The sequence below is a fragment of the Micromonospora reichwaldensis genome (assembly GCF_031845925.1).
Lineage (GTDB): Bacteria > Actinomycetota > Actinomycetes > Mycobacteriales > Micromonosporaceae > Micromonospora > Micromonospora reichwaldensis.
On record NZ_JAVRFL010000033.1, the window covers coordinates 23522 to 45888 of the forward strand.

Consider the following 22367-nt stretch of genomic DNA (forward strand, 5'->3'; position numbering starts at 1 on the left):
GACGACGGCGTCCTGCATGCTGCTCGCACAGCATGAAGGACGCCATCGGATCGGTTCCTACCGGGTCTGCCCGGCTCGGCTCAGCGCCGCTTGCCGCCACCCGGCCGGTTGCCACCGCCGCCGGCGGGTCGGCCGCTCCGGGCGCCGGTCGGGCGCTTCCCGGCCGGTCGGGCGCCCACGCGCGGCGCCGCGCCGGCCAGCGCGGCCGACTCCGGGTCGACCGGCTCGTCGTCGGACTCGTCGGTACGCGGGGCGGTGCCCTTGCCGGTGACTTCGCCCCGGGAGATCGCGCCCCGGCGGGCCATGACCCGCTTGTTGTGCGCCTGGATGCGCGGGTCGTAGTTCTTGAGCAGCACCAGCAGCGGCGTGGCCAGCAGGATCGAGGTCAGGAACGCCATCGCCATACCGACGAAGAGCACCAGGCCGAGGTCCTTCAGGGTGCCCGCGCCGAGCAGGCCGGCACCGATGAAGAGCAGACCGCCGACCGGCAGCAGCGCGACCACCGACGTGTTCAGCGACCGCATGAGGCTCTGGTTGATCGCCAGGTTGGCGGCCTCGCCGTACGTCTGGTTGTTGTTGGCGGTGATGCCGCGGGTGTTCTCCTGCACCTTGTCGAAGACCACCACCACGTCGTAGAGCGCGAAGCCCAGGATCGTGAGGAAGCCGATGACCGTCGACGGGGTGACCTCGAAGCCGACCAGCGAGTAGATGCCGGCGGTGAGGACCAGGTTCATGATCAGCGAGGCGACGGCCGCGACCGCCATCCGCCACTCGAAGCGCAGGATCAGGTAGATCATCACCACCGCGATGAAGATGACCAGACCGAGCAGCGCCCGGGAGGTGACCTGGCTGCCCCACGCCTCGCTGACCTGGTTGCCGCTGATGGTGGCGGCGTCGATGCCGAACTCCTCGGCGATCTCGTCCTTGACGGCGTTGGCCTGCTCGGTGTCCAGCTGGCTGGTGCGCACCTCGTAGAAGTCGCCGCCGGTGCCGCCGACCTTCTGCGTGGTGACCACCTCGGCGCCGTCGCCGGCCGTGTCGAGGGCCTCCTGGACCTTCAACTCGGTCTGCTCCAGCGTGCCGACGCTGGCCGGGATCTGGAACGAGTTGCCGCCGGCGAACTCGATGCCGAGGCTGAAGCCGCGCAGCCCGAAGCTGAGCGCCGCCAGCAGGACCAGCGCGAGCGCGACGCCGAACCACACCTTGCGCCGACCGATGACGTCGAGGCCGGCCTCACCGCGGTAGAGGCGGCTCGCGAGACCATTCTTTGCCATCTCAGGCCTCCTTCACGCGCGGGTTGCGGGGCTTGGCCGGCTCGGCCGTCCGGGGCGGGAGCGCCCGGCCGAGGCCGCTGACCCGCGGGGACAGGAACGCGGAGGTGCGGGCGAACATCGTCATGATCGGGTGCCGGAAGAGGAAGACCACGACGAGGTCCAGCACCGTGGCCAGGCCGAGGGCGAAGGCGAAGCCCTTCACCGTGCCGACCGAGACCACGTAGAGCACCACCGCCGACATCAGCGTGATCGCGTTGGCCGAGATGATCGTGCGGCGGGCCCGGATCCAGGCACGCGGCACCGCGCTGCGCGGGCTGCGCCCCTCGCGGATCTCGTCCTTGAGCCGCTCGAAGTAGATGACGAACGAGTCCGCCGCCACACCTAGTGACACGATCATGCCGGCGATGCCGGCGAGGGTGAGGGTGAAGCCGATCTGCCGGCCGAGCACCACCAGCGCGCCGAAGACCAGCAGCGCCGAGAGGATCAGGCTCAGGAAGATGACGGAGCCGAGCAGGCGGTAGTAGAAGAACGAGTAGATGATGACCAGCGCCATGCCGATGCCCGCCGCGAGCAGACCCGCCCGCAGGTGGCTGGCACCCAGGGTGGCGGTGACGTTCTGCTGCTCCTGCGCCTCGAAGGTCACCGGCAGCGCGCCGTAGCGGAGCTGACCGGCCAGGGCGCTGGCGTCCTTCTGGGTGAAGTTGCCGGTGATCTGCGAGTTGCCCGTCAGCACGCCCTGGATCTCGGGCGAGGAGACGATCTCGTTGTCGAGCACGACGGCGACGCGGCACTTGCCGTCCTGGCCGAGGGCGGTGGCGTCACAGGCCTGGCCCGTGTTGTTGAACGCCTCGCGGGTCAGGTTGGTCCACTTGTCCTGGCCGGCGCTGCTGAAGTCGAGGCTGACCACCCACTGGCTGGTCTGGTCCAGCACCGCGCTGGCGCCCTCGACGTCGGTGCCCAGCACCTTCGCCTGGTCGAGCAGGTACTTCGCGGCGCCGTCCTCGCAGGCCACCGCCTGCTGGTCGGCGGCGGAGATCGACGCCGGCGGGCGCTTGTCGAGCTGGGCGCAGCTGATCTGCGGCACGTTGAACTGCACCGCCGCCGGCAGCACCGCGACCTCGCGCGGGTCGAGGGCCGCGAACGGCTTGAGCTTCTCGGCCAGCGACGGGTCGGCGGCCAGGTCGGCCGGGGCCTGCAGGCCGGTCGCGGCGGCCCAGGCGGCGGCGCCGACCTTCTGCTCGACGGCCTTGCGCTGCTCCTCGATGCTCTGCGGCACCGGCTCGCCGCTGGCGCTCGGCGCCGGGGTGGCGGCCGAGGGGGTGGCGCTCGGCGCGGCCGACGCGCTGGCGCTCGGGGCCGGGGCCATGCCGCCCTGACCGCCGCTGGGCGACGCGGTCGCCTTCGGCGCGGCGCTGCCCGACGGGGCGGCGCTGCCCGAGGGCTTCGCGCTGCCCGACGGGGCCGGGGCCGCGCTGCCGGACGGGGCCGGGGTGGCGGCGGGCGGCGGGGCGGTCGCCGCGCCGCTGCCGTCGGCGGCCTTGAGTACCTTGCGGAAGCGCAGCTCGGCGGCGCTGCCCACCTCGGTCAGGTCGCGGTTCTCACCGGGCAGGGAGATCACGATGTTGCGGTTGCCCTCGGTGACCACCTCGGCCTCGGCGACGCCGAAGGCGTTGACGCGGCTCTCGATGATCTGGCGGGCCTCTTCGAGGTTCTCCGCCGTGGGGGGCCGGCCGTCGACGCTGTTGGTCGCCTCCAGCGTCAGCCGGGTGCCGCCGACGAGGTCCAGGCCGAGCTTGGGCTCGAGCCGGTCCTTCAACCCGCCGCTGGCACCGCCCGCGAAGAACACCAAAAGATAGAGGACGACGAAGATGAGCCCGAGCACGGCCAGTTGCCGTCCGGGCCGCATCTGTCCCTGAGGTGGTGCCACGGCTGTCCTGTCTCCCTGTACGGTCGCGCCGCTGGTGCGGCGGGTGTCGGCCGGTCCGGCCGGCGGGTCCGACGGGCCGGCGTCGGAGGCCGGCATCCGGCTCCGGGCTCGGCGTGGGGGCGCCGGGCGGAACGGGACGAGCCGGCTTCCGGCGTCGGGCCCAACTATCCAGTTTTCACGTCGACTCCGCTGCCCCGTCGGGGAAAGTCGTCACCGGAGTCCGGCGACCACCATCCCGCGCGGGGGCGGGAGCGACCGTCATTCCTTGACGACGTCCGCGTCCTCGACGACCGGCTCGTCGGCGGGGCGCTCCGCCTGGCTGACGACCCGGGCGATGGCCGGACGGGCGTAGCGGGTCTGCACACCGGGCGCGACCTCGAGCAGGACGGTGTCGTCGTCCACGCCGGTGACCGTGCCGTAGAGGCCACCGATGGTGACCACCTCGTCGCCGGGCGAGAGGGCGGACTGCATGGACTCCGCCTCACGGCGGCGCTTCTGCTGCGGGCGGATCATCATGAAGTACATGACGCCGAAGAGCAGAGCGATCATGAGGATCGGCGTCAGGCTGCCGGCACCCCCGCCGCCCTCTGCTGCGTAAAGCACGGTGAAAGACCTTCCCATTGGCCCCCGGCCCGGCGCGGGCGCGCCGGAGCGGAAGCGGATTCTCACGTCCTGTACAGACCGGCGCGAGTCTAATCCCTGCACCTGGGAACGCCGAATGCGGCACAGATCACGTTCACATCACGGCTGATCGGCATCCGTCGAGAACAGATCGGGCACCGCAGGAGCATTCGCGCCGAATGTACCATTCGGTGGCGTACGGCCCAGATGCCGCCAGGCGGCCTCCGTGGCGACCCGGCCGCGCGGCGTACGGGCCAGCAGGCCGGCCCGGACCAGGAACGGCTCGCAGACCTCCTCCACCGTGTCCGGCTGCTCACCCACCGCCACGGCCAGCGTGGACAGGCCGACCGGCCCGCCCCGGAACGAGTCGACGAGCGCGGTCAGCACCGCCCGGTCCAGCCGGTCCAGGCCCAGTGCGTCGACGTCGTACACCGTGAGGGCGGCCCGGGCGGTCTCCAGGGTGACCACGCCGTCGGCCCGGACCTCGGCGAAGTCGCGGACCCGGCGCAGCAGCCGGTTGGCGATGCGGGGCGTGCCCCGGGAGCGGCCGGCGACCTCGGCGGCGCCGTCGTCGGTGATCGGCACGCCGAGGATCCGGGCCGAGCGGCGCAGCAGCACCTCCAGGTCGGCCGGCGAATAGAAGTCGAGGTGCGCGACGAAGCCGAACCGGTCACGCATCGGCCCGGTGAGCAGGCCGGAGCGGGTGGTCGCGCCGACCAGGGTGAACGGCTCGACGTCCAGCGGGATCGCCGTCGCGCCCGGCCCCTTGCCGACGATCACGTCGACCCGGAAGTCCTCCATCGCGCTGTAGAGCAACTCCTCGGCCGGCTTGGCGATCCGGTGGATCTCGTCGATGAAGAGCACGTCGCCCTCGGCGAGGCTGGTCAGGATCGCCGCCAGGTCGCCCGAGCGCTCGATCGCCGGGCCGCTGGTCACCCGGATGCCCGAGCCCAGCTCGGCGGCGACGATGTTGGCCAGGGTGGTCTTACCAAGGCCGGGGGGCCCTGAGAGGAGGATGTGGTCGGGCGGGGAGCCGCGCCGCATCGCGCCCTGGAGCAGCAGGTCGAGCTGGTCGCGGACCCGGTGCTGGGCGATGAACTCCTCCAGCCGCTTCGGCCGGACCGTGGCCTCCGCGTCGAGGTCGGCGTCGTGCACGTAGGCGGAGACCAGCCCGCCGTCGGGCCCCGTCACCGGGTGCGGCCCAGCAACCGGATGGCCTGCTTGAGCAGGACCGGCACCGGCGGCACGTCACCGTCGATCGTCTCCGCCACCGCGGCCACCGCCTGGTCGGCCTGCCCGGCCGTCCACCCGAGCCCGACCAGCGCCTGGCGGACCTGCTCGGGCCAGGCCCCGCCGGTGACCCCGGCCGCGCCGTCGGCGCCGACCGGCACCGGGCCGACGCGATCGCGCAGCTCCAGGACCAGACGCTCCGCGCCCTTCTTGCCGATGCCGGGCACCCGGGTCAGCGCGGCGGTGTCGGCGTTGGCGATCGCCTTGCGCACCGCGTCGGGGGTGTGCACGGCGAGCACGGCCTGGGCCAGCCGGGGGCCGACACCGCTGGCGGTCTGGAGCAGCTCGAACAGCTGCTTGGCGTCGTCGTCGGCGAAGCCGTAGAGGGTGAGCGAGTCCTCCCGGACGACCAGGCTGGTGGCCAGCCGGGCGGGCTGGCCGATGCGCAGGTCGGCGAGGGTGCCCGGAGCGCACTGCACCGCCAGGCCCACCCCGCCGACCTCCACCACGGCGTGGTCCGGACCGGTCGCGGTCACCACCCCGCGCACGCTGGCGATCATCTGGCTCCTCCTCGTCGTACCCGGTCGGCCGCGGCGGCCAGCTTGGAACGCGTCCCGCCGCGCCACACGTGACAGATGGCCAGGGCCAGGGCGTCGGCGGCGTCGGCCGGCCTCGGCGGCTCGGCCAGCCGCAGCAGCCGGGTGACCATGGCGGTCATCTGCGCCTTGTCGGCCTGGCCGGAACCGGTCACGGCGGCCTTCACCTCGCTGGGTGTGTAGGTCTGCACGGGCAGCCCGGCGCGGGCGCCGGCGAGCACGGCGATCCCGCTGGCCTGGGCGGTGCCCATCACGGTGCGGACGTTGTGCTGGCTGAAGACCCGCTCGACGGCGACGCTGTCGGGCCGGTGCTCGGCGACCAGGTCGGTGAGCGAACGGTCCAGGTGCAGCAGGCGCAGCGCCAGGTCGTCGTCCGGATCGGTGTGGACGACGTAGTAGGCGATCAGCGTGCAGGGGCGCCCCGGCACACCCTCGACCACGCCGACCCCGCACCGGGTCAGCCCCGGGTCGACGCCCAGCACCCGCACGCCGCCTCCTCCCCCAGCCGCCAGCAAGATCCAACCGCCAGCAGTACGTGTGTTCGACACCCTACCGAGCCGGGCGACACCCCGCCGCCGGGGACACGCCGGGCGCGCCGACACGCCGTGCGGGGCGCGCGGCGGCCACACATGCCGGGCGGTGAGTATGTGTCGCCGGCCCATGTGCGCCCGGACACACAGCTCGTAACTTCATGCGCCATGACGGCAGAACCCGTGGCGGTCCCCCACGTCGTACACGTCGACCTCGCTGGTCGTACCGCCCTGGTGACCGGGGGCGGGAGCGGCATCGGCCGGGCCTGCGCCCTGCGGCTGGGCGCCGCCGGCGCGGAGGTCCTGGTGGTGGACCGCAACATCGAGGCGGCCAAGGCGGTGGCGGCGGAGGCCGGCGGGCGGGCCGAGGGCGTGGACCTGGCCGACCCGGACGCGGTGGACCGCCTCGACGCCGACGTGGACATCGTGGTGAACAACGCGGGCCTGCAGCACGTGGCGCCGGTGCAGGAGTTCTCCGCGGAGCGCTTCGCCCACCTGCACCGGGTGATGGTGGAGGCGCCGTTCCTGATCATCCGTCGGGCGCTGCCGCACATGTACGCCAGGGGCTGGGGGCGGATCGTCAACATCTCCTCGGTGCACGGGCTGCGCGCCTCGCCGTACAAGTCGGCGTACGTCTCCGCCAAGCACGCGCTGGAGGGGCTGTCGAAGGTGGTCGCGCTGGAGGGCGCCCCGCACGGCGTGACCGCCAACTGCATCAACCCGGCGTACGTGCGCACCGCGCTGGTGGAGAGCCAGATCGCCGACCAGGCCGCCAGCCACGGCATCCCCGAGAGCGAGGTGGTCGAGAAGATCATGTTGGCGCGGGCGGCGATCAAGCGGCTGATCGAGCCGGAGGAGGTGTCCGAACTCGTGGCGTACCTCTGCTCGCCGCCGGCGGCGTTCATCACGGGCGCGTCCATCGCGCTCGACGGGGGCTGGACGGCGAACTAGTGGCAAGCCGCACAATGTCGGTCATGTCGTCACCGGTGGAGTTCCTGGAGCTGCTCGCCCGCGAGGCCGCCGCGGTGGAGTTCGAGGGGCCGCTCGTCGCCGCGCGCGCCGCCGGGCTGCCGCCCGCGCGGCTCGCCGAGCTGGAGCAGGCCAAGACGGTGGCGCTGCGGGTCCGCGCGCTGCTGGAACGCCGCCGCCGCCGGGAGGTCGAGCTCTCCGGGCTGTACGACACGGTCAGCGACCTGGCCGGGCTGCGCGACCTCGACGACGTGTTGCGCGCGATCGTGCACCGGGCGCGCAACCTGCTCGGCGCGGACGTGGCCTACATGACCCTCGACGACGAGGAGCGCGGCGACACGTACATGCGGGTCACCGACGGCTCGGTCTCCGCCCGCTTCCAGCAGCTGCGGCTGCCGATGGGCGCGGGCCTCGGCGGCCTGGTGGCCCAGTCCGGCGCCCCGTACGTCACCGCGAACTACCCGGAGGACGACCGCTTCCACCACACCGGCGAGATCGACGCCGGCGTGGGCGAGGAGGGCCTGGTGGCCATCCTCGGGGTGCCGCTGCGGCTCGGCTCGACCTCGATCGGGGTGCTCTACGCGGCCAACCGCTCGGCCCGGCCGTTCGTCCGCGAGGAGGTGGCGCTGCTGGTCTCCCTCGCCGCGCACGCGGCGGTGGCGATCGACACCGCGCGGCTGCTCGCGGAGACGCAGGCGGCGCTGGAGGAGCTGTCAGCGGCCAACACCACCATCCGGGCGCACAGCAGCTCCGTGGAGCGGGCCGCGGCGGCGCACGACCGGATGACCGCGCTGGTGCTGCGCGGGGGCGGCGTGGAGGATGTCGCCGCGGCGGTCACCGACGTGCTCGGCGGGGCGCTGCTCGCGCTCGACGCGGAGGGCCGGCTGCTGGCCCGGGTCGGCGAGATCGAGGAGCCGGACCGGGCGGACATGGTGGAGGCGGTGGCCGCGTCGCGTACGGAGGGCCGCAGCGTGCGCCGGGGCCGGCTCTGGTACGCCGCCGTGGTGGCCGGGGCGGAGAACATGGGCGCGTTGGTGCTGCGCCCCGACGACGAGCTGGTCGACGCCGACCAACGGATCCTGGAGCGGGCGTCGCTGGTGACGGCGCTGCTGCTGCTGTTCCGGCGTACCGTCGCCGAGGCGGAGGGGCGGGTCCGGGGCGAGCTGCTCGACGACCTGATCGCCCGGCCGCTGCGGGACACCGACGCGCTGCGCAGCCGGGCCCGCCGGCTGGGGGTGGACCTGGACGCCCCGCACGTGCTCGTGGCGGTCGGCGACGACGCCATCGCCGCCACCGGCTCGGCCCGGCAGCGGGTGCTCTCCTGGGCCACCACGTACGCCTCGACCCGGGGCGGGCTGGCGGCCGCCCGCGACGGGCGGGTGGTGCTGATGCTGCCCGGGCAGGACGCGGGCGGCAGCGCCCGGGCGGTGGCCCGGGACCTGTCCCGGGTGACCGGCCGGCCGGTGACCGCCGGGTCGAGCGGCCCGTCGACGGGGCCGGCGTCGCTGGCCGCGACGTTCGCCGAGGCGGAGCGGTGCCTGACCGCCCTGGGTGCGCTGGGCCGCTCGGGGCAGGGGGCGAGCACGGCCGAGCTGGGCTTCGTCGGGCTGCTGCTGGGCGCGGTCGGCGACGGGGGCGACAAGGACGTGAACCGGTTCCTGACCGCGACCGTCGGGCCGGTCGTCGACTACGACGCCCGGCGAGGCACCGCGCTGGTGCGGACCCTGGAGGCGTACTTCGGGGTGGGCGGCAGCCTCGCCCGAGCCGCCGAGCTGCTGCACGTGCACGTCAACACGGTCACCCAGCGGCTGGAACGGGTCGGGCAGCTGCTCGGCGCGGACTGGCAGAAGCCGGAGCGGGCGCTGGAGGTGCAGCTGGCCCTGCGCCTGCACCGCCTGCGTACGCCCGCCGCCTGACGGCCCGCGCACCTGGGCGCCGACGGACCTGGCCGCAGCACGACCGCCGGGGCCGCCGCCAGGCGAGGCGGGGCCGTCAGCGGGCGCGGATGCCGTCCAGGACGCCGTCGACGATGCGCTGCGGCAGGGTTGCCTCGTCGAGGTCGGGGTGCCAACGCATGACGCGCTGCACCAGCATCGGGCCGGTCAGCATCGCCATGACCACCTCGACGTCGAGATCCGCGCGCAGCTCGCCGGAGCGCATCCCGTGCCGCAGCACCTCGCGCATCATCTCCCGCCGCGGCTCGATGATGTTCTGGTAGAGCTGGTACTGCTCGGGGCTACGGTTGACCTCCGGCACCAGGCAGGGCATGATCCGCGCCGCCCGGGGGTCGATGTGGTGACCGACCGCGCCGACCAGCAGGATCAGGTCGTCGCGGACCGAGTGGCCGGCGGGCTCGGGCGGGCTGCCCTTGAGCGTACGCAGGGCGTCGCGCAGCAGCGCGTCCTTGCCCGGCCAGCGGCGGTAGATGGTGGCCTTGCCGACCCCGGCGCGGGCGGCGATCGCCTCGATCGAGATCGCCTCGATCGTGCTGCCGTCGGCGAGCAGGTCGAGGGTGGCCTCGACGATCGCCTCGTCCGCGCGGACGCTCCTCGGCCGCCCGGGCGGCCGAGGAGCGTCGGCGGTGGAAGTCATGTCGGACATTGTTCCCGAAGCTAGGCGGTCCCGGCCAACTCGGGTTCCCCCACCGGCGCCGGCCTCCCCGCCGCCTCGGCGGAGCGACCGGGCATCCAGCGCAGCACCACGAGGATGCCGAGCGCGGCGATCGCGGCGGCGAGACCCGCCGCCCAGTGCATCGCGGCCAGGAAGGCGTCGTCGGCGACCGCGATCAGCTGCGGCGCCGCCGGCCCGAGCTGACCCGCCGCGGCGTACGCGCCGGAGATGGACTCGCCGGCCGCCTCGCGCGCCCCGGCGGGCAGGTCCCGCAGGGCGGGGTCGACGTCGGCACGGTAGACCGCGGAGAGCACCGACCCGAGCACCGCCACGCCGAGCGCGCCGGCCACCTGCCGGACCGTGTTGCTGACCGCCGAGCCGACGCCGGCCTTCTCCCGGGGCAGCGCGGACATGATGGACTCCGTGGCCGGCGGCATGATGTTGGCCATTCCGGTGCCCTGGAGGAAGAAGACGACCAGCACCACCCAGATCGGGGTGGTCGCGTCGACGAACGCGAACGCGCCGAGCGCGACCACGGTCAGCGTCAGCCCGACCGCCGCGACGGCCCTGCCGCCGTACCGGCGGACCATCGCCGCGCTGGCCGGGGCGAAGACGAGCTGGGCCGCCGCGAAGGGCAGGAAGAGCAGGCCGGTCTCCAGCGGGCTGTAGCCGCGCACCAGTTGCAGGTAGAACGAGGTGAAGAACATGACGCCCATCGCGGCGAAGAAGATCAGCCCGACGATGGCCACGGGCGCGGCGAAGCGCGGCACCCGGAACAGCCGCACGTCCAGCGACGGGTGGTCGCTGCGCCGCTCGTACGCGACGAACCAGGCCAGCACCGCCAGGCCGCCGAGGATCGCGACCCAGACCAGCGGGCGGCCGAAGCCGTGCTCGCCGCCGTCGATGATGCCGTAGGTCAACGCGACGAGCCCCACCACCGACAGCAGCACGCCGGCGACGTCGACGCGGCCCGGATCCGGGTCCCGCGACTCCGGCACGAGCAGCGCCACCAGCACCACGCCGAGCACCACCACCGGCACGTTGATCAGGAAGACCGAGCCCCACCAGTAGTGCTCCAGCAACGCACCGCCGAGGATCGGGCCGATGGCCACGGCCAGGCCGACCGCGCCGGCCCAGACGCCGATCGCCCGGCCCCGCTCACGGGGGTCGAAGACGTTGGAGATGATCGAGAGCGTGACCGGCATGATGGCCGCGCCACCCACGCCCATCAGCGCGCGGGCCGCGACGAGTTGCGCGGGGCTCTGCGCGTACGCCGACAGCAGCGACGCCAGCCCGAAGAGCACCAGGCCGATCAGCAGGAAGCGCTTACGCCCGGCACGGTCACCGAGCACGCCGAAGGTGAACAGCAGGCCGGCGAAGACCAGCGTGTAGGAGTTGATCGACCACTCCAGCTCGCCCTGACTCGCGCCGAGGCCGTGCACCGGGTCGGCAAGCGTCCGCAGCGCGACGTTGAGGATCGTGTTGTCCAGGACGACCACGAGCAGGCTGATCACCAGCACCCCGAGGATCGCCCACCTCCTCGGGTGTCCCGTGTGCTCGTGCGGTGGCATCTTCGCGTTCTCCCCCCGACCCCGTTCCGATACGGGCCAGACTCGAAATTCAGCGGTGTCAGCGTAGGCGGGTGGGTATCGATACGGAACCGGTTCGTATCTTATGTGGCGGTGGTCACTCGTGTCCTCTTCCCGGATGCTGCTTCGGGTTTCCGGGTGCTGCTTCGGGCGCTCGGGGCGGGTGGGGCCTTGGGGTGGGTGGGGCCTTGGGTGGTTACGGGCGTCGCGGTGCGTCGTGGTAGGGCGTGGCCCGCCGTGCCCGGCTCCGGGCGGTCAGGCTTGATTCCTGCGCCGACACGGCGGGCCACACCCCGTCGGTGCCTACTCTCGCGTCCGTCCGCCGGGCTCCTGCCGGAGATCTTGCCAAGAAACCGCCCCTCCAGGGGCCGTCTTCTACCAAGATCTGGCGGGGCGGCGTCGGAAGCGCTGCAATGGATCGCCACCCTGCCGGACGCCGACCCCGAACCGGACATCGTCCCCGACACCTGATCAGGACGCCATGGACCTCACAGCGGCCGGATGACGTCCATGGCGTCCTGATCACCTCGCGCTCGCACCTCGCGCTTGCGCTTGTTGTTGGTGGTTCCAGCCGACGAGGCACAGGTCACCCCGGGACGACGTCCGGTTCGGAGGCGATGTTCGTCCTGATCACGTCGGCTGAGCGCGTGGGCGGCGGTACGTGGACGGTCGCGGGAGCGGGACGGGCTCGTAAGTGACGTCAGCGGGACGCTTGCGACGATGACGGGCATGGAGATCTGGAACAACCCGTCCTGCTCGAAGTGCGCCGCCGCCCGTACCGCGCTCGACGAGGCCGGGATCGGCTACGCGCTGCGCCCGTACCTGGACCGGCCGCCGAGCGCGGCGGAGTTGGCCGAGGTGCTGCGCCGGCTCGACGCGCGCCCCTGGGACGTCTGCCGCACCCAGGAGCCCGCCGCGGTGGCCCTCGGCATGGCCGACTGGCCGCGGGACGAGGCGGCCGAGCCGCGCTGGATCGAGGCGATGGTGGCCGCCCCCGAGCTGATCCAGCGGCCCCTGCTGCTGCTCGACGACGGGAGCGCGCTCGTGGGCCGTACCGCCGGGGCGCTGGCGGAGGCGCTGCGCCGCACCGGCGCCACGCCCGGCACCGGCGCGGAGCCGGGCCTCGCGACGCCCGGCACCGCCGCGACGCCCGGCACCGGCGTGACGCCCGGCAGCGGCGCGGAGCCCGGCCCGGCGGCTACCGCGTCGGCGGAACCGCCGCACCCGGCCGGGTAGCGCGTTTCCGGGCGGGTGCGGCGGGAATGCGCCGCTCGCGGGCGAACGACCGGACGCCGCAGAGGAGGGGTCGGATGCCGCACCAGGGCCTGTCCACCGCCGCGAAGCGGCTCACCCCCGTCGCCGGCGCGCCCCTCTGGTGCGACGCGCGGGAGTTCGGGCTGCGCGGCGACGGCGTGACGAACGATCAGCCGGCGCTGTCGGCCCTGGTCGACCGCCTCGGGGAGGGCTACGCCGCCGACGGGCGGGCCCGGGTCGTCCACTGCCCGCCGGGGATCTACTCGATCCGGGACGCCGGCACCGTCTGGCGCAGCGGGGTGTCGCTGATCGGCGCGGGGCCGGGGGCGACGCGGTTCCTGCTCAGCAACGAGGGAAACCGGGCGGAGCCGACCCCGCTGGCCTTCTGGACCACGGTGCAGCACGGCGCGAGCCGCGACCGGTACATCGCCGACTGCACCTTCGCGGACTTCGAGATCGACGGCTCCGGCGTGGCGATGGTCGAGTACAACTACCTCGCCAAGGGGCTCGGCCTCCAGTACGTGGTGCGCGGCGTCTTCCGCAACCTCTACATCCACCACACCGGCGCCACCGGACTCGGCTGCGACTTCCTCCAGGACAGCCTGATCGACGGGGTGGTCGTGGTCGGTTGCGGCCGGCTGGACAACGGCGAGGAGATGGGCGGCGCGGGCATCGGCGTCGGCATCGGCGGCTGGGGCGACGTGGAGCGCCTCACGATCGCCAACTGCACCGCCGTCGGCAACGGCACCAACGGGATCTTCCTCGAACTCCAGAAGGACTACTGGACGCCGCCGCGTGGCTACCGCATCATCGGCTGCCACAGCCAGGCGAACCGCTTCGGCATCTCCGACTGGGGCGCCGACGGCCTGATCGTCTCCGCCTGCACGCTGACCGGCAACCTGGAGGCGGGCTTCGACGTCTCCGGCAACGGCACCGCCGGCGTGTCCGGCCGGGGCGGCATCATCAGCGACTGCGTGGTGGACCGCAACGTCCGCGACGGGATCAGCATGGGCAACACGCCCGGCCCGTACACCGTGCGCGGGAACCGGATCAGCGCCAACGGCGAGTACGGCTACCACGAGCACGACCTGGGGCACGGCTACCGGGGCGCGGCGGCGGGCGTGGTCGTCGACGGCAACGACTTCTCGGACAACGGCCTGGATGCGATCCGGATCGACCGGCCGATGACCGACGCCGTCGTGGTGAACAACCGGATCCGCAACAACGGCCGCCGGTGCGCCCCGGCCGCCACCAACGCGGGCGAGTCGGTGCGCTACCACCACCGCTCCGTCACGGACCTGGCGGCGCACTGGCCGCACGACGGGCACCGGGGCAAGGTGGTGCGGGTCGGGTCACGCATGGCGGTGGTGGTGTCCAACACCGGCACCGACCTCACCCTCGCCGAGGTGCGGGCGGATTCCCCCACCGGCTGGAACGAGGACACGCCGCCGCCCGGGGCGGCGTACGAACTGCCGGCGGCCCCGCCGATCCGGGCCGGCATCACCGTCAACGCGCCGTTCGACTCCGCCACCGTGCGCGGCAACCGGATCTGGGACCACCGCGACGAGCAGACCCAGAGCTACGGGATCTGGATCACCCCGGCCGGCAGCTGCGTGTCCTGCCGGATCGAGGACAACGACCTCGCCGGCAACGCCGTCGGGGCGGTGCGGCTCGACACCCCGCCGGTCGGCGGGCGCTGGGACCGCAACCACCACGAGGTGGACTGACGCCGGAGGCTCAGCGCGCGTCGTCGGCGGGGGCCGTCGCCTCCGCGTGCCGGTCGCGCAGCCGGGCCCGGATCTCCTCCGGGGTGTACGCCCGGCGCCGCCGTTCCGCCCTGGCGATGACCACGCCTGACGCCGCGACGCCGGCCAGGCCGGCCAGTCCGAGGACCTTCCACCACCGCATCCGTTGCCGCATCGGCCTAGGGTAGACCCCCATGAGCATCAGCCTGGACGAGGCCGTGGACCTGACCCGTACCGGCGACGTGTGGGTGTTCCGGGGCCGCAGCGTGCCGGACCGGGCCATCCAGTTGACCACCAACAGCCCGGTCAACCACGTCGGCATGGCGGTCGTGCTGGACGACATGCCGCCCCTGATGTGGCACGCCGAGCTGGGCAGGTCGCTGCCGGACATGTGGACGGGCACCCACCAGCGCGGCGTGCAGCTGCACGACCTGCGCGACGCGGTCTGCGTCTGGGCCAACCGGTACGGCCAGCGGGCCTGGCTGCGCCAGCTCGACCCGCCGGCCGACGCGGAGATGGAGAAGGCGGTGCTGCGCACCGTCGCGCGCCTGGACGGCACCCCGTTCCCGTCCACCGCCCAGCTCGCCTGGCGCTGGCTGCGGGGCCGGGTCCCGGCGGTGCGGCTGCCGGCGCTGCCGGGCCGGGGCGGGGACCACGAGGCCACGCCGGCGCCCGACCGCACCGGGGTGACCGCGCCCGACCGCGCCGGCATCGCCGTGCGCGACCGTGCACTGGAGACGGCCTACTGCGCGGAGGTGGTCGCGGTGACCTACGAGGCGATGGGGCTGCTGCCCGCCGGGCGGCGTCCCAACTGGTACGACCCGGGCCGGTTCTGGAGCGGCGACGACCTCGGTCTCGCGGGCGGCGCCCGGCTCGGGGCGGAGATCGAGGTGCGCATCCCGCCGCGCTGAGGTTTGGCCCGCCGTCCGGCCGGCAATTGCTCTCCCCGTGAGAGCCCCCACCGATCTGGACACGCTGACCGACTTCTTCGACCGGTACGGCGTGGCGCTGACCACCGGCGACGTGCCCGCCATCGCCGGCTGTTACGCCCTGCCCGGGATGGTGGTGGCCGACACGTACAGCTTCTCGTTCACCTCGCCGGCGGCGGTGGCACTGTCCTTCGTGGGCGCGGCCCCCGACTACCAGGAGCGCGAGCTGGTCGCGGCGCACGCGACCATCGAGGACGTGCTGCCGGTGTCGGCGCTGCTGACCATGGTCGCCGTGGAGTGGGAGTTCCTCGACAGCCGGGGCCGGGCGGTCCCCGGCGAGCGCTACCGATACCTGCTGCGCTCCACCGACGACGGCCCGCTCATCTGCACGGTGCTGCGGACCGCCTGAGCGTCGGCCGGACCCGCGGCACCCTCCGACGGCGGCGACCCCGCCAACCCGGCGCCGTACGCGCCGCGCGCACACGGTCGCACCGGGTCGCCACGGACCGCTACGCTGCCCCGGAGGACCGCGGGAGGAGAAGCATGTCCGGCACGCGCCGAACATCGGGCAAGTCCTACGGCACGACCGCCATCGCGTCCTCGCCGTGGATCGTGGTGTCCGTCGGCGTCGCGGTGATGGTGGTCCTGCTGGCCATCGCGCTCGGCGCCTACCGGGGGCGCGGTCCCGCGTTCGACGCGCAGCCCGGCCCGCCGCTGCCGACCGTCGGTGTGGTCGACCCGGAGCCGTCCGCGGCCAGCCCGACGGTCACGCGCTCGCCGCGGGCGACGGCCACGCAGTCCGGCCGCTCCACCACCCGGCCCACCCCGACACGGTCCACGCCCGCCCGCAGCAGCACCCCGCCGTCGCCGACCCCCACCGGGAGCGAGGAGACGGCGCTGGTCGCGCCGCCATCGGCGTCGAGGTCCCCGCTGACGGGCCGGTACCGGGTGGTGGAGTCGTACGCGGACGGGTTCGTCGGGGAGGTGCTGGTCGGCAACACCTCGTCGGCCGGCCGGGAGTGGACGACCCGGCTGACCTTCCCGGGAGCGCGGCTGGGCAGCGCGTGGATCGAGGGCGCGCCACAGGGGACGGCGCAGCGGATCGACGACGGCTTCACCTACCGCAGCGGCGGCGACCTGCCCGGGGGCGCGTCGGTCACGCTGCGCTTCTACGTCCAGGGCACGCAGAGCCGCCCGACGAGCTGCACGGTCGACGGCGTCTCCTGCCGCCTCTGATCGACGCCCCGCCGTCGGTCACCCAGGGAGCCGCCATGGCGCTCACCCTCCGCCCGCTCGCGCTCGACGACACCGACGCCGTGCACGACTGGGCGTGTCTGCCCGAGTCGTGCCGCTACCAGGCGTGGGGGCCCAACACCTACGAGCAGACGCAGGCGTACGTGCGGGCCGCCGTGGCGGCGCCCCCGGACCGGCTGGTCCTCGGGGTGCTCGTCGACGACTGAGCCCGGGCCGAGGTACGCCGCGAAGGGCCGCCCTTGCAAGTTGGCTGTCGTGTTACGACTTTGTTTGCAAGGTATTGCAGAACGTTTCGGCAAGAGCTAGCGTGCGGGCCAGCCAGCGACCAGAGGAAGGCGTCGATGAAACCCCCGCCGATACCGCGCAAGGCCCTGCTCGCCCTCGTCTCCCTGCTCACCCTCGCCCTCGTCGGCACCCCGCTGGCCGTGCGCCAGCTGGGTTCCGACGCCCCCGACGACACCGGCCCGCTGGTCACCACCGGCGCCGCGCAGTGGCGCACCGAACCCTCGGCGGAGGCGCTGCTCGCCGCCGGAAGCGGCCAGGCCCGCGCCGAGCAGTTCTACTTCGTCCTGCCGGACCGGTTCGCCAACGGCGACCGGCGCAACGACGCCGGGGGCCTCACCGGGGGCCGCCTCTCCACCGGCCTCGATCCGAAGGACAAGGGCTTCTACCACGGCGGCGACCTCAAGGGCGTCATGGACCGGCTCGACTACATCGAGGGGCTCGGCACCACTGCCATCTGGCTCGCGCCCATCTTCAAGAACCGCCCGGTGCAGGGCACCGGAGCCGACGCCTCCGCCGGCTACCACGGCTACTGGATCACCGACTTCACCCAGGTCGACCCGCACTTCGGCACCAAGGAGGACCTGAAGCGGTTGGTGGGGCTCGCCCACAAGCGGGGGATCAAGGTCTACCTCGACGTCATCGTCAACCACACCGCGGACGTCATCAAGTACGCCGAGGACACGTACACCTACGTGGACAAGGCGACCTCGCCGTACACCGACGCGCAGGGGCGTCCCTTCGAGGACCGCAACTACGCCGACGGCAGCCGGGGCTTTCCGAAGGTGGACACCACGTCGTTCCCGTACACCCCGACGTTCGAGACCCCGGCCGACGCGAAGGTCAAGGTTCCGGCGTGGCTGAACGACCCGACGATGTACCACAACCGGGGCGACTCCACCTTCGCCGGGGAGAACAGCGAGTACGGCGACTTCTTCGGCCTCGACGACCTGTGGACCGAGCGCCCCGAGGTGGTGCGCGGCCTGACCAAGGTCTACTCCGACTGGATCGCGTCCACCGGCGTCGACGGCTTCCGGCTGGACACGGTGAAGCACGCCAACCTCGACTTCTGGCCGCAGTTCAGCCAAGGCGTCGAGCGCGTCGCCGCGCGCGCCGGCAAGAAGGACTTCTTCATGTTCGGCGAGGTCTACAGCGCCGACCCGGAGATCACCTCGACGTACGTGCGGCGCGGCGGCCTGCCGGCCACCCTCGACTTCGCCTTCCAGGAGGCGGCGCGCGGCTACACCGCCGGCGACGGCTCCGCGAAGGCGCTCGCCGACGTGTACGCCCGCGACGACCTCTACCGCGCCCGCGACACCGACGCGCGCCGGCTGACCACCTTCCTCGGCAACCACGACATGGGCCGCATCGGCTCGTTCATCGCCGGCGGTGGCACCGAACCGGCCACCCACCTGCGCCGCGACCGGCTCGCCCACGAGCTGATGTTCCTCACCCGGGGCCAGCCGGTGGTCTACTCCGGCGACGAGCAGGGCTTCACCGGCCCGGGCGGCGACAAGGACGCCCGGCAGGACATGTTCGCGTCGAAGACCCCCGACTACCTCGACGACGACCTGCTCGGCACCGACCGTACGCACGCCAGCGACCAGTTCGACCGCGCCCACCCGCTCTACCGGGCCATCGCGGAGCTGGGCGCGTTGCGCCAGGCGCACCCGGCGCTGCGCGACGGCGTGCAGGTCGGCCGGTACGCCGCCGACGGCCCCGGCGTCTTCGCGTTCTCCCGGATCGACCCCAAGCAGCGCACCGAGTACGTCGTCGCGGTGAACAACGCCGCGACCGCGCAGACTGTCACCGTGGACACCTGGTCGGCCGGCGCCACCTTCACCGGCGTGTACGGCGCGTCGGCCGCCCCGGTCGCCGGCGCGGACGGCAAGCTCACGCTGACCGTGCCGCCGCTGTCGGCCGTCGTGCACCGCGCCGGCACGCCGATCGCGTCGCCCGACGCCGCGCCGAAGATCACGATCACCGCCCCGGCGCCCGACGCGCCCGTCGCCACGAAGGTCGCCGTCACCGCGCAGGTCACCGGCGACCCGCTGGCCACCGTCACCGTCGCCGCCCGGGTCGCCGGCGGCAGGTGGACGCTGCTCGGCAGCGCCGAGACGGCCCCGTACACCGTGCACCACGACCTGACCGGGCTGGCCGGCGGCACGAAGGTCGAGTACAAGGCCGTCGTCCGCGACGGCAAGGGCCGCACCGCGACCGCCCGGTCCACCGCGACCGTGGGCACCCCGGCGCAGTCCGCCTCCCGCGACTGGGCCGTGGTGCACTACCAGCGCCCGGCCGGCGGCTACGACGACTGGGGCCTGTACGCCTGGGGCGACATCGACCCCGCCTACGCGACCGAGTGGCCCAAGGGGCAGCCGTTCGCCGGCGAGGACTCCTACGGCCGGTTCGCCTGGGTGAAGCTCAAGCCGGGCGCGAAGTCGGTCGGCTTCGTCGTGGTCGACAAGTCCGGGAAGAAGGACGTGGAACAGGATCGGACGATCGACGTGACGAAGACCGGCGAGGTCTGGGTCAAGCAGGGCGACCCGGCGACCTACCCGAGCCGGCAGGCGGCCACCGGCGAGCCCGACCCGCCGGTCGAGGACGGCACCGCCCTCATCCACTACCGCCGCGCCGACGGCAACTACGACGGCTGGGGCCTGCACCTGTGGGACGGCGCCGCCAACCCCACGGACTGGGCCACGCCGCTCGCCCCGGCCCGGATCGACGCCTTCGGCGCGGTCTTCCGGGTGCCGCTGGCCGCCGGGGCGACCGGGCTGAGCTACATCATCCACCGCGGCGACGAGAAGGACCTGCCGACCGACCAGCGGCTCGACTTCGCCGGCGCCGGACGCGAGGTGTGGCTGCTCGCCGGCACGCCCGGCCGGCTGCTGCCGTCCACCGCGTCCGCCGCCGGCCCGGACGTCGACATCACGAAGCAGAAGGCGCACTGGATCGACCGCTCGACCGTCGCCTGGCAGACCGGACCCACCGACGGCAGGACGTACGCCCTGGTCGCCGCCCCAGCCGGCGGGGTCACCGTCGCCGACGGCGAGCTCGTCGGGACGTACACCTCGCTGCCGTTGACCGCGCAGCGCAACGGGCTCACCGAGGCCCAGCGCGCGGACTTCCCGCACCTGTGGGCGCACGGTGCCTTCACGCTCGACCGGCGGGACCTGGCGAAGGTCCCTGCGGCCCTGCGCGGGCAGCTCCTGGTGACCGAGCGGGACGCGGCGGGCACCCTGCTCGCCGCGACCGGCGTGCAGATCCCCGGCGTGCTCGACGACGTCTACGCCCGGGCCACCGACGCGCGGCTCGGGCCGACGTTCGCCGGCGGGGTGCCGACGCTGGCCGTCTGGGCGCCCACCGCCCGCACGGTCTCGCTCCAGCTCTTCGACTCGCCGACCGCGACGCCGCGGACCGTCGCGATGCGCCGCGACGACCGCACCGGCGTCTGGTCCGTGCGTGGCGCCCGCGACTGGACCGGCAGGTACTACCGGTACCAGGTCCAGGCGTGGCAGCCGGCGACCCAGAAGATGGTCGACGCCGCCGTGACCGACCCGTACTCGCTGGCGCTGGCGCCGGACTCCACGCACAGCCAGATCGTGGACCTCGCCGACCCGGCGCTCGCGCCGGCCGGGTGGGCGTCGCTGCGCAAGCCGGCGGCGGTGCCGTCGACCAAGGTGCAGATCTCCGAGCTGTCGGTGCGGGACTTCTCCATCGCCGACGGCACGGTGCCGGCCGAGCGGCGGGGCACGTACCTCGCCTTCACCGACCCGGGCACCGCCGGCACGAAGCACCTGAAGGCGCTCGGCGACGCCGGGGTGACCCACCTGCACCTGCTGCCCGCGTTCGACTTCGCGACGATCCCCGAGCGCCGCGCCGACCAGCGGCAGCCGGCCTGCGACCTGGCCGCGCTGCCGCCGGACTCCGAGCAGCAGCAGAAGTGCGTCGCGGCCGTGGCGGACACCGACGGCTACAACTGGGGGTACGACCCGCTGCACTACACCGTGCCGGAGGGCGGCTACGCCGTCGACCCGGCCGGGGCGAAGCGCACCACCGAGTTCCGGCGGATGGTGGCCGGCGTCAACGGCGCCGGGCTGCGCGTGGTGATGGACGTCGTCTACAACCACACCTCGGCGGCGGGCGCCGACCCCAAGTCGGTGCTCGACCAGATCGTGCCCGGCTACTACCACCGCTTGCTGGACGACGGCGCCGTCGCCAACTCGACCTGCTGCGCCAACACCGCCCCCGAGCACGCCATGATGGGCAAGCTGGTGGTGGACTCCCTGGTCACCTGGGCCCGGGCGTACAAGGTGGACGGCTTCCGGTTCGACCTGATGGGCCACCACCCGAAGGCGAACATCCTGGCCGTACGCAAGGCGCTCGACGAGTTGACCGTCGGCCGCGACGGCGTGGACGGGAAGAAGATCCTGCTCTACGGCGAGGGCTGGAACTTCGGCGAGGTAGCCGACGACGCCCGGTTCACGCAGGCCACCCAGGCCAACATGGCCGGCACCGGGATCGGCACGTTCAACGACCGGCTGCGCGACGCCGTACGCGGCGGCGGGCCGTTCGACGCCAACCCGCGGGTGCAGGGCTTCGCCTCCGGCCTGTTCACCGACCCCAACGGCGACGACGTGAACGGGTCCACGGCCGAGCAGCGGGCCCGCCTGCTGCACCAGCACGACCTGATCAAGGTGGGGCTCACCGGCAACCTGCGCGGCTACCGCTTCACCGACTCGTCGGGCCGGCAGGTCACCGGCGCGCAGGTCGACTACAACGGCTCGCCCGCCGGCTACACGGCCGCGCCGGGGGAGGCGGTCACCTACGTCGACGCGCACGACAACGAGATCCTGTACGACGCGCTGGCGTACAAGCTGCCGCAGGACACCTCGGCGGCGGACCGCGCCCGGATGCAGGTGCTGGCGCTGGGCACGGTGGTGATGGGGCAGGGCCCGGGATTCGTCACCACGGGCACCGAGCGGCTGCGCTCGAAGTCGCTGGACCGCAACTCGTACAACTCGGGGGACTGGTTCAACCAGATCCGCTGGGACTGCGCCCAGGGCAACGGGTTCGGCGCCGGTCTGCCGCCCGAGCAGGACAACCGGGACAAGTGGCCGTACGCCAAGCCGCTGCTGGCCGACCCGGCGCTGGTGCCGGACTGCGCGGCGATCGACCTGGCCGACGCCCGCTACGCCGAACTGCTGAAGATCCGGGCCTCCTCGCCGGTCTTCGGGCTGACCACGGCGGAGCAGGTGCAGAAGCGGCTCGCCTTCCCGCTCTCCGGGGCGGGGGAGACCCCCGGCGTGCTCACGATGACGCTCGACGGCCGGGGCCTCGACGGGCGGTGGAAGTCGGTCACGGTGGTCTTCAACGCCACGCCGGAGACGGCGACGCAGCGGCTGACCGGGCTGCGCGGGGCGGACGTCGCGCTGCACCCGGTGCTGCGGGCCTCGGCGGACGGGTCGCTGCGGACGGCCTCGTTCGACCGGGCCAGCGGCACGTTCACCGTGCCGGCCCGCAGCGTGGCGGTCTTCGTGCAGCAGTAGCCCGC

General features: G+C 73.5%; 18 protein-coding genes. 9 read left to right on the plus strand and 9 right to left on the minus strand.

The genetic code is table 11. The annotated features are described in order from the left end of the window. Nucleotides 1–80: 80 nt before the first annotated feature. The 6 genes from secF to ruvC form a co-directional block, all read right to left on the minus strand. Nucleotides 81–1274 (minus strand): protein translocase subunit SecF, encoded by a 1194-nt coding sequence (gene secF, locus RM555_RS23920; protein ID WP_311413837.1) that lies wholly within the window; start codon nt 1272–1274, stop codon nt 81–83. 1 nt (nt 1275) lies between these two features. Then, the gene (gene secD / locus RM555_RS23925) at nt 1276–3201 is read right to left on the minus strand and encodes a protein translocase subunit SecD (protein WP_311413838.1); all 1926 of its coding nucleotides are present in this window, start codon (nt 3199–3201) and stop codon (nt 1276–1278) included. 258 nt (nt 3202–3459) lie between these two features. Next, nucleotides 3460–3804 (minus strand): preprotein translocase subunit YajC, encoded by a 345-nt coding sequence (gene yajC / locus RM555_RS23930; protein ID WP_311413839.1) that lies wholly within the window; start codon nt 3802–3804, stop codon nt 3460–3462. Between the two features lie 138 nt (nt 3805–3942). Further along, a complete protein-coding gene (gene ruvB, locus RM555_RS23935) occupies nt 3943–5013 on the minus strand; it encodes a Holliday junction branch migration DNA helicase RuvB (RefSeq protein ID WP_311413840.1) in 1071 nt (356 codons plus the stop codon). Next, nucleotides 5010–5612, minus strand: a complete 603-nt coding sequence (ruvA, locus tag RM555_RS23940; RefSeq protein ID WP_151456909.1) for a Holliday junction branch migration protein RuvA — start codon at nt 5610–5612, stop codon at nt 5010–5012. The genes ruvB and ruvA overlap by 4 nt, the downstream gene beginning before the upstream one ends. Beyond that, nucleotides 5609–6136: a crossover junction endodeoxyribonuclease RuvC gene (ruvC, locus tag RM555_RS23945; RefSeq protein WP_132240119.1), complete on the minus strand. Its 528-nt coding sequence runs from the start codon at nt 6134–6136 to the stop codon at nt 5609–5611. Before ruvC ends, ruvA begins: the two co-directional genes overlap by 4 nt. 210 nt (nt 6137–6346) lie before the next feature. On the opposite strand from ruvC, the gene RM555_RS23950 reads away from it, so the two are divergent. Together RM555_RS23950 and RM555_RS23955 are read left to right on the plus strand one after the other, a co-directional pair. After that, entirely contained in the window at nt 6347–7129 is a 783-nt protein-coding gene (locus RM555_RS23950) for a 3-hydroxybutyrate dehydrogenase (protein WP_311413841.1), read from the plus strand. A gap of 14 nt (nt 7130–7143) precedes the next feature. Continuing rightward, nucleotides 7144–9063 carry a helix-turn-helix domain-containing protein gene (locus tag RM555_RS23955; RefSeq protein ID WP_132240117.1) on the plus strand — a complete coding sequence of 640 codons (1920 nt, stop codon included), beginning with the start codon at nt 7144–7146 and terminating at the stop codon, nt 9061–9063. Nucleotides 9064–9139: 76 nt separating this feature from the next. Here RM555_RS23955 and RM555_RS23960 read toward each other — a convergent pair whose 3' ends face one another. Both RM555_RS23960 and RM555_RS23965 read right to left on the minus strand, forming a co-directional pair. Next, nucleotides 9140–9748, minus strand: coding sequence for a TetR/AcrR family transcriptional regulator (locus RM555_RS23960; protein WP_311413842.1), 609 nt, complete (start codon nt 9746–9748; stop codon nt 9140–9142). An 11-nt stretch (nt 9749–9759) separates the two neighbouring features. Continuing rightward, the gene (locus RM555_RS23965) at nt 9760–11328 is read right to left on the minus strand and encodes an MFS transporter (RefSeq protein ID WP_311413843.1); all 1569 of its coding nucleotides are present in this window, start codon (nt 11326–11328) and stop codon (nt 9760–9762) included. Between the two features lie 738 nt (nt 11329–12066). On the opposite strand from RM555_RS23965, the gene RM555_RS23970 reads away from it, so the two are divergent. Together RM555_RS23970 and RM555_RS23975 are read left to right on the plus strand one after the other, a co-directional pair. Then, nucleotides 12067–12582 (plus strand): ArsC/Spx/MgsR family protein, encoded by a 516-nt coding sequence (locus RM555_RS23970; RefSeq protein ID WP_311413844.1) that lies wholly within the window; start codon nt 12067–12069, stop codon nt 12580–12582. A gap of 74 nt (nt 12583–12656) precedes the next feature. Then, nucleotides 12657–14327 (plus strand): right-handed parallel beta-helix repeat-containing protein, encoded by a 1671-nt coding sequence (locus tag RM555_RS23975; RefSeq protein WP_311413845.1) that lies wholly within the window; start codon nt 12657–12659, stop codon nt 14325–14327. A gap of 10 nt (nt 14328–14337) precedes the next feature. Here RM555_RS23975 and RM555_RS23980 read toward each other — a convergent pair whose 3' ends face one another. Beyond that, complete coding sequence (locus RM555_RS23980; protein WP_091630004.1) at nt 14338–14520, minus strand: hypothetical protein; 183 nt, start codon at nt 14518–14520, stop codon at nt 14338–14340. A gap of 19 nt (nt 14521–14539) precedes the next feature. On the opposite strand from RM555_RS23980, the gene RM555_RS23985 reads away from it, so the two are divergent. The 5 genes from RM555_RS23985 (at nt 14540) to pulA (ending at nt 22362) form a co-directional block, all read left to right on the plus strand. Then, on the plus strand, nt 14540–15256 hold the full coding sequence (locus tag RM555_RS23985) for a hypothetical protein (RefSeq protein ID WP_311413846.1): 717 nt from the start codon (nt 14540–14542) through the stop codon (nt 15254–15256). 37 nt (nt 15257–15293) lie between these two features. Next, nucleotides 15294–15683, plus strand: coding sequence for a hypothetical protein (locus RM555_RS23990; protein WP_311413847.1), 390 nt, complete (start codon nt 15294–15296; stop codon nt 15681–15683). Between the two features lie 134 nt (nt 15684–15817). Next, nucleotides 15818–16510: a cellulose binding domain-containing protein gene (locus RM555_RS23995; protein ID WP_311413848.1), complete on the plus strand. Its 693-nt coding sequence runs from the start codon at nt 15818–15820 to the stop codon at nt 16508–16510. A gap of 35 nt (nt 16511–16545) precedes the next feature. Beyond that, complete coding sequence (locus RM555_RS24000) at nt 16546–16734, plus strand: GNAT family N-acetyltransferase (RefSeq protein ID WP_311413849.1); 189 nt, start codon at nt 16546–16548, stop codon at nt 16732–16734. A 135-nt stretch (nt 16735–16869) separates the two neighbouring features. Then, nucleotides 16870–22362: a pullulanase-type alpha-1,6-glucosidase gene (gene pulA / locus RM555_RS24005; RefSeq protein WP_311413850.1), complete on the plus strand. Its 5493-nt coding sequence runs from the start codon at nt 16870–16872 to the stop codon at nt 22360–22362. Nucleotides 22363–22367 lie beyond the last annotated feature (5 nt).